Origin of the sequence: Acutalibacter caecimuris, assembly GCF_034335085.1 — a bacterium.
Classification (GTDB): domain Bacteria; phylum Bacillota; class Clostridia; order Oscillospirales; family Acutalibacteraceae; genus Acutalibacter; species Acutalibacter caecimuris.
In genome coordinates, this window is sequence record NZ_JAWXXJ010000004.1 from 108,778 (window position 1) to 120,971 (window position 12,194).

8 protein-coding genes are annotated in these 12,194 nt (G+C 60.1%); 5 read left to right on the forward strand and 3 right to left on the reverse strand.

The annotated features are described in order from the left end of the window. Positions 1-42 precede the first annotated feature (42 nt). The 3 genes from U8U01_RS03915 to larE form a co-directional block, all read right to left on the reverse strand. Positions 43-177 carry a hypothetical protein gene (locus U8U01_RS03915; RefSeq protein ID WP_322170647.1) on the reverse strand — a complete coding sequence of 45 codons (135 nt, stop codon included), beginning with the start codon at positions 175-177 and terminating at the stop codon, positions 43-45. An 89-nt stretch (positions 178-266) separates the two neighbouring features. After that, positions 267-1,868 carry a PASTA domain-containing protein gene (locus tag U8U01_RS03920; RefSeq protein ID WP_322170650.1) on the reverse strand — a complete coding sequence of 534 codons (1,602 nt, stop codon included), beginning with the start codon at positions 1,866-1,868 and terminating at the stop codon, positions 267-269. A gap of 675 nt (positions 1,869-2,543) precedes the next feature. After that, on the reverse strand, positions 2,544-3,287 hold the full coding sequence (gene larE / locus U8U01_RS03925) for an ATP-dependent sacrificial sulfur transferase LarE (RefSeq protein ID WP_322170653.1): 744 nt from the start codon (positions 3,285-3,287) through the stop codon (positions 2,544-2,546). A 1,136-nt stretch (positions 3,288-4,423) separates the two neighbouring features. Between larE and recJ the strand changes: the two genes are divergently transcribed. From recJ to U8U01_RS03950, 5 genes are all read left to right on the forward strand, one after another. Beyond that, positions 4,424-6,451: a single-stranded-DNA-specific exonuclease RecJ gene (gene recJ, locus U8U01_RS03930; RefSeq protein ID WP_322170806.1), complete on the forward strand. Its 2,028-nt coding sequence runs from the start codon at positions 4,424-4,426 to the stop codon at positions 6,449-6,451. Positions 6,452-6,500: 49 nt separating this feature from the next. Beyond that, positions 6,501-8,714: a RelA/SpoT family protein gene (locus U8U01_RS03935; RefSeq protein WP_322170656.1), complete on the forward strand. Its 2,214-nt coding sequence runs from the start codon at positions 6,501-6,503 to the stop codon at positions 8,712-8,714. 434 nt (positions 8,715-9,148) lie between these two features. After that, positions 9,149-10,072 (forward strand): DUF6017 domain-containing protein, encoded by a 924-nt coding sequence (locus U8U01_RS03940; RefSeq protein ID WP_322170659.1) that lies wholly within the window; start codon positions 9,149-9,151, stop codon positions 10,070-10,072. 14 nt (positions 10,073-10,086) lie between these two features. Continuing rightward, positions 10,087-10,299 (forward strand): DUF5348 domain-containing protein, encoded by a 213-nt coding sequence (locus U8U01_RS03945; protein ID WP_322170661.1) that lies wholly within the window; start codon positions 10,087-10,089, stop codon positions 10,297-10,299. 131 nt (positions 10,300-10,430) lie between these two features. Further along, a complete protein-coding gene (locus U8U01_RS03950) occupies positions 10,431-12,149 on the forward strand; it encodes a hypothetical protein (protein WP_322170663.1) in 1,719 nt (572 codons plus the stop codon). Positions 12,150-12,194: the final 45 nt, after the last annotated feature.

A 12,194-nucleotide genomic window follows, 5' to 3' on the forward strand; every position in this document is an offset into this window, starting at 1 on the left:
GAACCTCGCTCTTAAACTCTTTGCTTTGGACACTTCCCCGCCCTACTGCTCCTCCGGCCCCACGCTTATGTCATGGCCCACGCCCAGCCCGGCGGCCTGCCCTTCACCCTGGGCGGCGGCGATATCTACCAGTGCGCCAACCTGATCGTAGAACAGTATCAGGCCGAATAGCCCCACACCCAAAAAGCGCCGGGGGGTACCCGGCGCTTTTTTACCTGCCTATCGCATTGGCCTATCCTATAGGAGGGCAACCCTACTCCACCCCCCTACTGCTCCTCCGGCCCCAGGCTGACGATCACCGTCACCGTGGTGCCGTAGTCCAAGGCGTCGCCGGGCTGCCGGTCCTTGTAGCCGATCACATAGCCCATCTCCACCTCGCTGTTGGCCACTTCCTCCTTGGCGGGCACAAAGCCCAGTTCCGTCAGCTTGGCCTGCAACTCCGCAAAGCTGACCCCGGCGTAGTCCGGCAGGGTGCGGGTCACGCTGCCCTTGCTCACCGTCACGCTTACCGTGCCGCCGGGGCGTATCTTCTCCCCCGCCTCCGGCACCTGGCTGATGATGATCCCCTCCGCCGCCGTGTCGTCATACACCTGGCTGGAAACCTTCAGCACAAAGTCCAATTCACCGCTTTCCACCCGTTTTTGCCAGTGGTCATAGCCCTGCCCCACCATGGGGGGCACCTCCACCGGCTCCTCGGCGCTGTTGTCGAATATCTGCCCCAAATCCCCAAAGGACATCCCCTGGTCCCCCAGCCAGCGGGAGGCCAGTATCCCCAGCACCACCAGCGCAATGGCGCAAGAGGCAATCAGCCACACAAAGGGGGGCGGCGTGTACCTGCGCCGGGGCAGGTCGCGGGAAACCGGCGGCAGCCGCCGGATCGCGTCGGTTTCCTCCACCACTTCCTCCACCACCGGCGTCGAGGTCAGCTCCGCCCGGAAGATCTCAAAACTTCCCGTGCGCAGCGATTGCTTGATCTGCAACGCGTTGGCAATGGCCGTCACGGCAAAGGGCGGCACCGCCTTTAATATGTCTTTCGAGATCATCAGCCGCTGGTCGTGCAGCCGTTCCGTGGCCGCATCCGGCAGCCGCCCCGTCAGCGAGAACAGCATACACGCCGCCAGGGCGTACACATCGCAGCCCTCGCCGCACACAGCCTTGGCGCTGTACTGCTCCACCGCCGCGCAGCCTGGGTGCAGGTCCAACTCCAGCAGCCCCCCCGCCCGGTGCACCGCGTTAATGTGGAACCCCGTAATCAGCAGGTTGCCGTCCCGGTTCACCCGCAGCGTCTCCGGCGATATGGCCAGATGGGACACCCCCAGCGAGTTGATCAGGCTCAGCGCCGTAATGGCCGGCGAAAACAGCCGGCTGGTTTCGTTCCAGGTCAGGCGCCCCCCGGCGTCCTCCACGTACCGCCGCAAAGAGATGGCGTCGCCCTCCTCATACACCGTGTAGGCCGTGCCGTTCTCCTCCACAATGTCCAGCACCGACTCAACCACCGTCACCTCCCGCAGGCGGCTCACGTTCTTGGAAAGCTCCAAAAAATCCTCCATGTACTGCTGATAGGTGCGGCTGTGCTCCCGCAGCGGGACAACCAGCCCGTTGTCCTCCCGCCGGGCAATGGCCCTGGGGAAAAACTCCCGCAACTCCACGGGTTTCTGGGTGGCCGTGTCCAGCGCGCAGTAGGTAACGCCCTCCCCGTTGGCAGCCTTCACCCGGCCTACCAGGTAGCGGGAGGCAAGCTCTGTCTGGTATTTCAGCAGCCCACTGGGCTGGGCACGGGTGTTGTCCCATCCGCACATCGGGCACCGGCCCCCGTTCTCCTCCGGGTGGCAGGCAGAAAAGCAGTTCATACAGAGTTTGCTAGCCATTTTGTTACCTCTCAGCATCCCAGACCCTCCGGCCCAGGTTTCTCCTTCTATTCTAGCATATCCGGCTAAAAAAAACAAGTTCCCCTTTTAAGTTCTTGGGGTTTCGCTCCAAAACCCACCTACGCTCCCTTTCTTGGGGTTTCACCCCAAACCCCGCCTGCGCTCCCTTTCTTGGGGTTTCACCCCAAACCCCACCAGGGACTAAGGCCGTCCCTGGACCCGGCCAAACGGCCCCCCTCCCCGCCTCCTCTCCTCCCCCCTCTCTAACCCCCCAACAAAACCATAAAAATCACAAATTATTTTGCAGATTAAAAAAACAAATCAAAAAAATGAAATAAATAAAAATTGAATAAAAAAGTAATTAAAGAAAAAATATTTTCCCTGATTGTCCCAACCTCCCCAGTCCATATCCCTCTCCCAGCCGGGCCGCATAAAGTTTAGGGCCGCCCTTTTTAAAGGGCGGTGGGTCCAGGGCAAAGCCCTGGCGGGTCTGGGCAGAGCCCAGCGGGTCTGGGCGGAGCCCAGCGGGTCTGGGCGGAGCCCAGCGGGTCTGGGCAGAGCCCAGCGGGTCTGGGCGGAGCCCAGCGGGTCTGGGCAGAGCCCAGCGGGTCTGGGCGGAGCCCAGCGGGTCTGGGCAGAGCCCAGCGGGTGTGGGCAGCGCCCACAAAGGTTTCGTCAGCGGGCGAGCAGGTCCAGGGTTACAGCGGGGAAGAGGCCCTCCAAGGCGAGCAAGATGTCCTGGCGTTTTTCCAGCACCAGGGGCATCTGGCTGGCGGGCACCTGCAAGCGGGCCACCCCCTGGGGCACGCGCACCCGGAAGTCCGAAAAGCCCAGGGCAAACAGGCACTCTTCGGCCCGCTCTATCTTCTTCAGCAGCGCCTGGCTCAGCGGCTCTCCGGCGGGCACCCTGGTAGCCAGGCAGGCGTAGGCGGGCTTATCCCAGGTAAACAGCCCCGCTTTCCGAGAGCGCTCCCGCACCTGGCTTTTTGTAATCCCGCACTCCCGCAGGGGCGAGCGGACCGCCAGTTCCCCCAAAGCCCGCATACCGGGCCTGTCCCCGGCGTCGTCCGAGGCATTGGTGCCGTCCACCAGCACCTCAAACCCGTCCCGCCGGGCCTGCTCCCCCAGCGCGCCGAACAGCGCCTTTTTACAGTGATAACACCGGTCCGGCGGGTTCTCTCCCACCGGGCGGCAGGCCAGAATATCCACCTCCACTACCCGCAGGGGCGCCCCCAGTTCCCGGCAAAGCCTCTGGGCGTCCCGCAGTTCAAACGCCGGCTGAAAGGCTGTTTTCACATAATACGCCCCCACCCTGGCACCGCAGCCCACCGCCGCGTGCAGCAGGTATGCCGAGTCCACCCCGCCCGAAAACCCCAGCGCCACCGCCGGGTTCTCCCTAAAAAAATCCTGTAATGTCATTCAACCGCCCCTCTCCGCTTTTCCTCCCATTATAGGCCCTCCCGCCCCCATAGTCAAGGCCGCCTGCCCGTCCGGGCGTGTCCTTCTGGCCTCTGGCAGTTTAGGGGCTTTGATTCCCGGCTGCCGCCTCGGTCGGCGACGGGCAATCGCCACCAGCGATTGTCACCCCCTAAGAACCCTAGCACCTTGCCTTCGGCGATTTAGGGGCGTTGCCCCTAAAAACCCCACCACCTTTGAAAAGGTGGACGAAACTTCTACTATTTGTTCGCCGGAGCCTCGCTTTTAGTCGTTTCATTTTGGCCACATCCTGTCCGCTCCCCTTTTGCAACGAGGTTTTGGCCTCCGGCGGTTAAGAGTTGGCGTAGCCAACTCTGGGGCGTTGATTTCCGGCTGCCTCCTCGGTCGGCGACGGGCAATCGCCACCAGCGATTGCCGCCCCCTAAAAACCCCACCACCTTTGAAAAGGTGGACGAAACTTTTACCATCTGTCCGCCGAATCCTCTCTTTTAATCGTTTCATTTTGGACGCCCCCTGCCCACCCCACCAACCAGCTCCCCTTTTCTCTGCTTATGCCCAACCCCCTACCCTTCCAACCACTCCCCCTAAGCCCCCCTCCTTTTCTCCGCCGATGTCCAACCTTCATCCCCACCCCGCTACTCCCCTAAGCTACTCTGCCCTACCCGCCTTCCCCAGTCTGCCATACCCGGCTCTCCTCCCCATCGCTGCCTGGGCCGTCCGCCCCCACTCCCAAACAGCACCTCAATTTAGTCCTGTTCCCCAACCAGCCCTCCTTTTCTCCGCCGGTGTCCAACCTTCATCCCCTTCCCCAGGTACCACCCTCACCCTTCTTTCCCACCGCGCCACCCACCCCAAAAACACCCAATCCCCCTCCGCCCCCGCTAACCCCCTCTTAAGACCGCCGGAACATCCCCCCAAGACCCGCCCAACAACCGCCCGATACCCTGCCAACAACCCGCCAATAGTTGCCGCTAACCGCCCCCTAAAAACCCGTTTTTTTCCGGCCAATACCCATCTTTCTCCTGCCGCCACCCCTTGCGGATTCCTCCGTTCCATGGTATAATAAGTTTTTAAAGGACACTTTCCTACTTTATAGCAAGGTGGCATACACAGTGAACATGAAACGTTGGCAGATCAACACATTTGACCGGGCCCACGCCCTAAAAATGGCGGCCCAATGCGGGATTTCGCCGCTTTTGTCCGCCGTCCTCTGCGGCCGCGGCCATGACACCCCCGAAAAGATCCGGGCATTTTTGCAGGCCCCCCCTTTAGACAGCCCCTTTCGCATGAAAGGCATGGCCCAAGCCGTGGCCCGGCTCCAGCAGGCGCTGGAAAACCACGAGAAAATCGCTATTTACGGCGATTATGACGCGGATGGCATCACCGCCACCGCCATCCTGTACAGCTATCTGCGGGACAAAGGCGCCCGGGTTTCCTTCTACATCCCCCAGCGGGACAGCGAGGGTTACGGCCTGAACACCGCCGCCATCGACACCCTCTACCGGGAGGGCACGGACCTGATCATCACCGTAGACAACGGCATTGCCGCGGTTGAGGAGATCGCCTACGCCAAAAGCCTGAAGATGGATGTGGTCGTCACGGACCACCACCAGCCCCAGCAGCGGCTGCCCCAGGCCACTGCCCTGGTAGACCCCCACCAGCCCGGCGACGAAAGCCCCTTTAAGGCCCTTTGCGGCGCAGGGGTGGCCCTCAAGCTGGTCTACGCCGCAGAGGGCCTGGATCCCGCCTCGATCGGCCCCTATCTGGACCTGGCCGCCGTAGGCACCGTGGGCGATTCCGTAGACCTTACCGGCGAAAACCGGTTTATCGTCCAAGCCGGCCTGGCGTCCATCAACCAGGGCCAGCGCCCCGGCCTGGACGCCATTGTGGCCGCCAAACCCAATGAACAGGCCGATGCTGTCAAGCTGGCCTTTACAGTGGTACCCTGCATCAACGCCACCGGGCGCATGGGCTCGCCGGAGCGGGCCGTGCGGCTGCTGACCTATCAGGAGAAGGACAGCGCCGAAACCCTGGCCCAGGAGTTGAAGGATGACAACACCCGCCGCAAGCAGGTAGAGGCGGACATCTACCACAGCGCCGCGGCTAAGGTGGAGGCAGACCCGGCCCTGCGCTATGCCCGGGTCATTTTGGTGGAGGGGCAGGGCTGGCATCTGGGGGTGGTGGGCATTGTAGCCTCCAAGCTTACCGAGCGGTTCGGCAAGCCCTGCCTGGTGCTTTCCGCCCAGGAGGATGGGTGCTACCGGGGCAGCGGCCGCAGTGTTGAGGGTTTTGACCTGTTCCAGGCCGTCGATGCCTGTGGGGACCTGCTGGTCCGGTACGGCGGGCACCCCATGGCCGCCGGCCTCACGGTAGCCGCCGGGAACTTGCCGGAACTGCGCCGGCGGATCAACGCCTACGCCCAAAAGGCCTGCCCGGATATGCCGGTGTTCACCCTGCGGCTGGACTGCCAGCTAAAGCCCGCCGCGGTCACCGCCCAAACCGTAGAGGAACTGGCCCCCCTGGAGCCCTGTGGCACCGGCAACCCCCAGCCCCAGTTCGGGATTATGGGGGCCACCCTACAGCGGGTACAGGGTATGGGCAGCGGGGCCCACTGCCGTCTGCACTGCCAGAAAGAGGGTTTTGCCTTTTCCTGCACCTACTTCCGTATGCGGCCCATCGACTTCCCCTTTGAGCCCGGCACCGTCATTGACCTGGCGGTAAACCTGCAACTTAACGACTACCCCCGGGGAAACGGGTTCGACTTTCTGGTGCGGGATGTAAAGCGCAGCGATATGGATACGGAGCGCTGCATTGCCGCCCAATGGCTGTACGAAAAACACCGCCGGCGCGAGCCCCTGACCCCCGGCGAGGCCCAGGCCCTCACCCCGGACCGGGCCCAGTTTTTGGCGCTGTACCGGCTGCTGGCCCGGCCTGGGCTGTCCGGGGATCCCCAAGCGCTGCTGGCCCGGCTGGAGGGCACGGGCCTGGATCTGGGGAAACTGCTGACCGCCCTGGACGTACTGGAAGAGCGGGGCCTTATCGTCCGGGAGCGGGGATGTTGGCAGCTCATCCCCCAAAAGGAAAAAGCGGACCTTTACGCCTCGCCCTGCCTGCCCAAAGCAGCCGGGCCAGACACGGCCGGCTGACTGCCGGCCTGGCCGTTCCATTTTCACCCATCACAAGGAGGGTCATCCTATGCCAAAAGTCAGGCAAATCAGCACCTACGAGGAGCTGCAGAAAATCATCGCCGAAAGCGAGAAGGAATTTGACCGCACCCTCATCGGCCAGGCCTTTCTGCTGGCAGACCGGATGCACCGGGACCAGTTCCGCCGTTCCGGCGAGCCCTATATCATCCATCCCCTGTCCGTGGCGGCCATCCTGGTGGATCTGGGCATGGACAGCCAGTCTGTGGCGGCAGGGCTGCTGCATGACGTGGTGGAGGATACCTCCTGCACCCTGGACGAGATCGTACAGGCCTTTGGCCAGGATGTGGCCCTGCTCATTGACGGCGTGACCAAACTGGACAAGATCCCCTTCTCCTCTCGGGAGGAGGAACAGGCCGAGAACCTGCGTAAAATGCTGATGGCAATGGCCCAGGATATCCGGGTCATCATCATCAAGTTTGCCGACCGGATGCACAACCTCTCTACCCTTGAGTTCATGTCCCCCCAAAGCCAGCGGGATAAGGCCAGGGAATGCCTGGAGGTATACGCGCCCATTGCCCACCGCTTAGGTATGCGCACCGTAAAGGAAACCATGGAGGACGTGTCCCTGAAGTACCTGGATCCGGCAGCCTATGAGGAGATCAACGACTACCTGACCACCCGCAGCACCACCCGCATCCAGTTTATACAGGATTTGAAAGCCCTGCTAAACAGCCGCGTCGCCACCGCTGTTTCCGACGTATACATTGAGGGCCGGGTGAAGAGCATTTACAGCATCTACCGCAAGATGTTTATACAGGGCAAGGATTTTGAGGAGATCTATGACGTGTTTGCCATGCGGGTGATTGTGGACACCATTGAGGACTGCTACAATGTGCTGGGCATTGTCCACGATATGTTCACCCCCCTGCCCAACCGGTTCAAAGACTACATCTCCACCCCCAAGCCCAATATGTACCAGTCCCTGCACACCACCGTGATCACCAAAGCCGGGGTCCCCTTTGAGGTACAGATACGCACCTGGGAGATGCACCAGACCGCCGAATACGGCATTGCCGCCCACTGGAAGTATAAGATCGGCATGAGCGCCAAGCAGGCCGATAACCGCTCTTTGGACGAGCGGCTGTCCTGGATCAGGCAGATGCTGGAAAACCAGGCGGATACCGAGGACATCACCGACCTGGTGCACTCCATTAAATCCGACCTGATCCCGGAGGAAGTGTTTGTGTTCACCCCCAAAGGCGATGTGGTAAACCTGCCCCAGGGCTCCAGCGTCATTGACTTTGCCTATGCCATCCACAGCGCGGTGGGCAACCGGATGGTCGGGGCCAAGGTGGACAAAAAGATCGTACCCCTGGACTACAAGGTCAAGACCGGGGAGATTATTGAGGTGCTCACCAGCAAGGAAACCAGGGGCCCCAACCGGGACTGGCTGACGCTGGTGCGCACCAGCGAAGCCCGTAGCAAAATACGGGCCTGGTTTAAAAAGGAGCGCCGGGAAGAGAACATTGCCGAGGGCCGCTCGGAACTGGAAAAGGAACTGCGCCGCTCCAACATCCCCGTTACCCCGGAGTTAATGGCTTTTATGGTGGATAGCATCGGCCGCCGGCACAACTGCTCTACGGTGGAGGATCTGTACGCCGCCATCGGCTATGGCGGGGTGCAACTGTGGAAGATCATGCCCCGGGTACGGGAGGAGTACCAGCGGATGGTAAAGGCCGCGGCTCCGCCCCTCTCCAACCAGGATATCCCGCCCCTGGTACAAAATACCCCGGCCCCCTCCCGCAAGATCAGCGGTGGGGTGCTGGTAGACGGCATGGACAACTGCCTGGTCAAGCTTTCCCGCTGCTGCAACCCCCTGCCCGGGGACGATATCATCGGCTTTATTACCCGGGGCTTTGGGGTGTCCATCCACAAGCGGAGCTGCCGCAACGTGCCCCGGGACCTGACGGACTGCCCGGAGCCGGAGCGTTGGGTCAGCGCCCACTGGGAAGGGGATGTAAAGGATGACTTTAAATCCACCCTGCACATTGTGGCCGTGGACCGGAGCGGGCTGCTGTTTGACGTTACCCAGCAGCTCAGCAACATGAACGTCTTCATCCACTCCCTGAACTGCCGACCGGAAAAGTCCGGCCCCAACGCGGTGATCTCCACAACGGTGTCTATCAACGGCCTGCCCCAACTGCAAAATATCATTGACCGGCTCTCCCGGATAAAGGGGGTTTTGTCCATTGACCGCACCTAATCCTAGAGTCTGTTTTAAAACCGGAGAAATGTCGGATTTTTCGTCAAACAACCTTGATTATCTCTGAAAAGCCTTGAAATACAGGCACTTTCGCGGATATGAACAAGGAATTTACTACCGATTTACTACTTTTGCGGAAAGAGCCTTGATATGCGCAGCACCGCGAGAGCCAGACGCCCGGAGAGGGCAGCACACAGATAGCCCCTATACCATGACAATTTCATACACCGACCATGACGGCGTTTCTTCACTCCCCACGCTGGGAGAAAAGGGACGCCGCTTTTTTATGCCCTTTGTTACGCAGTAGGGGCATAAGGAGCCTTGCGCCATGCGGCTTTTCGGGCGCGGTTTTGGAGGGACAGGGTGTTTATACCTGACCCCTCAAAATCGCGCTTCTACTGCGTAACAAATCTACCGCAAAGGAGTATCACACTATGGCAGTTTTCCGCGTGGAGCGCAACCGTGGCTACACCGTCATGTCAAACCACCATCTGCGCAATAAAGAGCTGTCCCTAAAGGCAAAGGGGCTGCTGTCACAAATGCTTTCACTTCCCGAAGATTGGGACTATACCCTTGCTGGCCTGTCCCTTATCAACAAGGAGAAGATCGACGCTATCCGCGAAGCGGTGCGGGAGCTGGAACGCGCTGGGTATATCGTGCGGTCAAGGGAGCGTGACGCGAAAGGCCGCTTGCGCGGCGCGGAGTATGTGATCTACGAGCAGCCGCAGCCGCCTACATCGGATTTACCTACATTGGAAAATCCAACATTGGATAATCCAGCGCAGGAAAAGCCTACGTTGGAGAAACCTACGCAGGAAAATCCAAAGCAATTAAATAAAGATATATCAAGAGCTGACTTACCAAAAAAAGAAAAATCAATTACGGATTTATCAAGTACCGATTCCATTCCTATCCTTTCCCCTGACCTCTTACCTTGCGGGGACGCTGCGGCTGCGCCGCCGGAACGGAAGCGAAAGGAAGCGGCAACACAGAGCGCGGTTGAGATTTACCGGGAGATCATCATGGACAATATCAGCTATGACGTTCTCATAACCGACAGCCACGTTGACCGGGACAGGCTGGACGAGCTGGTGGACATTATGCTGGAAACCGTCTGCACCGCGAGGGCGACAGTACAAATCGCCGGGGACGACTACCCCGCCGAGCTGGTAAAGGCAAAGTTTATGAAGCTGGACAGCGAACATATCCGCTTTGTGCTGGACTGTATGCAGGAGAACACCACGAAAATCCGCAACATGAAGCAGTACCTACGGACGGTGCTTTTCAACGCCCCGTCCACCATCAACAACTACTACACTTCCCTTGTCGCCCACGATATGGCGACGGGGCAAATCTGAAAGGAGCGCACAGCATGAAACAGGGAGCCTTGATTTTCGACGAGCGAACCGACCGCTACGACATTCGCTTTGGGCTGGGGGACTACTACGGTGGGCTGCATTGCGGCGACACGCTGGAAGTGTTCACAGGCCACAAGTGGAAGCCCACCCGCATTGAGTACGGCGCAAACTGGTATCTTGTGGGAATCCGCGCCGAGGATTTGAGCGGTCTGCGGGTACGGATTTGACGAACGGCACCCAACGGGGCAACCGTGAAAGCGGCTGCCCTCTTTTTCTGTCCGGCGTTCCACCCTGACAGGGAAGCGGGACGCTGGAACACTAAACATCAAAAAATCTGAACGTCATAAGGAGGAATTACATGACAAATAAAAAGCACATTCGCAGAGGGCTTGCGGGGCTGCTTGCAGTCGTAATGCTCTTTTCCCTTGTCCCCGCCGCGTTTGCGGCGCAGGAGAACGGCTACCATGACCCCGCCGAGCATTGGCTGACCGCCAACAACCGCACGAACGAGCTGGACGCTAACGCCGTTGTCACGCGGGAAACCGGGACGTGCCATGAGTGCGGCAAGGCCACCAGCTTTGAGGTTTTCCGTACTCCCGAATACACCCGCGACGGACAATCCGCGCTGCTGCGCAACGTCAGGTATTCGGACGGTACCATGCTTGACGGTGAAAACAAGGGCAACGTAAACGACGGTACCCCCGGCGTTGATTCGTTTTACACTGGCTTCCACTGGACAAAGGCCGTCTGTGAAAACTGCGGCACCATCAACAGCAACATGGACGCGGGCGATTATGGCTATGCCCGTAATGTTTACTGGCTGTACGATTGCGCCGCCGAGTTTATGGAGGACTTGGAGGAAAGCACAAGCTACGAGTACGCCGACGACGCCCACCACACAAAGACCGTCACGGGTGGTAGCTACTGCTGCTTCTGCTATGGCACCCACCACACCGAGAAAAGCAGCTTGGAGCGTCACGACCTGGCGCGGGAGATCGTGCCGGAGCTGGCCCACCAGCGGTTTACCGTCAAAGACGCTTGTACCCTTTGCGGCTATGAAAAGAAATCCTATACGGCGGCAAAATCCGTTATCGCGGACTACTACGGTGAGGTAGACGGCAAGCCCCACACTCTGACCGCCACCGACCTTTCCGAAGCGGGCGTTACCACGCAAATCCGCTATGGCAACAGCGCGGAGAGCTGCACCCTTTCTTCCGCGCCCAACTACACCGAAGCGGGACAGCACACCGTTTACTATGAGATCACCTACACCTACAAAAACACCAGCATGACCGAAAACGGCGTGGCCTATGTCTGGCTGCATGAGGGAAGCAGCGGGAAAACCTGTCCCTGCGGCTGCGGCGACCCGGATTGCGGCTGCGCCGATCAGAACTGCGGAGGGAGCTGCTGCAAGGACAATTCCTGCGGGGACAACCACCGCTTTGTGCAACTGGACAGCGTTAATGCTTCCTGCCTGACGCTGGGCTATGACCGCTATCTCTGTACCGAGTGCGGGAAAATCGAAAAGCGGGACTATGTGAACGCTTTAGGCCATAGCTGGCAGGGCGTTGTTGTCCGGGACGCCACCTGTGAGGACAGCGGCAAGCTCTTTGAAATCTGCGCCCGCTGCGGCGAGGTAAAGGCCACCGACACCCCCAAAGGCGAACACAGCTATAAGACCTATTCCGTCGCGGCTACCTGTACTTCCCCCGGCTATACCGTCAGGGAGTGTACCGTTTGCGGCGACCGTCAGATCACCGACGTGACTTCCGCGCTGCCCCATGACTACAAGGCCGCTGTGACCCCTGCAAGCTGTGAAACAGGCGGCTCTACGCTCCATCTCTGCGCGGGCTGCGGCAGCTCCTTTGTGACGGGCTACACCGACGCGCTGGGGCATAGCTGGGACAAAGGCACCGCTGTTACCGACGCCACCTGCGGCGGCGAGGGCGTGACGGAATACCATTGCGCCCGCTGCGGCTATACCCAGCTTTTTAAGCTGCTTGCCGAGCTGCTTAATGTCAAAGCAGATAAGCCCGTCAATACAATCCGCAGAACTACGGCGGCAGAAAGGAGTTGAGGACACTTGAAAGGCCCATTGAAGCCCCGCGATAAAGTCACGCAG

Bases quoted from the DNA above. Each gene is read 5' to 3' on its own strand.
- U8U01_RS03920 (WP_322170650.1), bottom strand. From the start codon at position 1,868: ATGGCTAGCAAACTCTGTATGAACTGCTTTTCTGCCTGCCACCCGGAG.
- larE (WP_322170653.1), bottom strand. From the start codon at position 3,287: ATGACATTACAGGATTTTTTTAGGGAGAACCCGGCGGTGGCGCTGGGG.
- recJ (WP_322170806.1), top strand. From the start codon at position 4,424: ATGAAACGTTGGCAGATCAACACATTTGACCGGGCCCACGCCCTAAAA.
- U8U01_RS03935 (WP_322170656.1), top strand. From the start codon at position 6,501: ATGCCAAAAGTCAGGCAAATCAGCACCTACGAGGAGCTGCAGAAAATC.
- U8U01_RS03940 (WP_322170659.1), top strand. From the start codon at position 9,149: ATGGCAGTTTTCCGCGTGGAGCGCAACCGTGGCTACACCGTCATGTCA.
- U8U01_RS03945 (WP_322170661.1), top strand. From the start codon at position 10,087: ATGAAACAGGGAGCCTTGATTTTCGACGAGCGAACCGACCGCTACGAC.
- U8U01_RS03950 (WP_322170663.1), top strand. From the start codon at position 10,431: ATGACAAATAAAAAGCACATTCGCAGAGGGCTTGCGGGGCTGCTTGCA.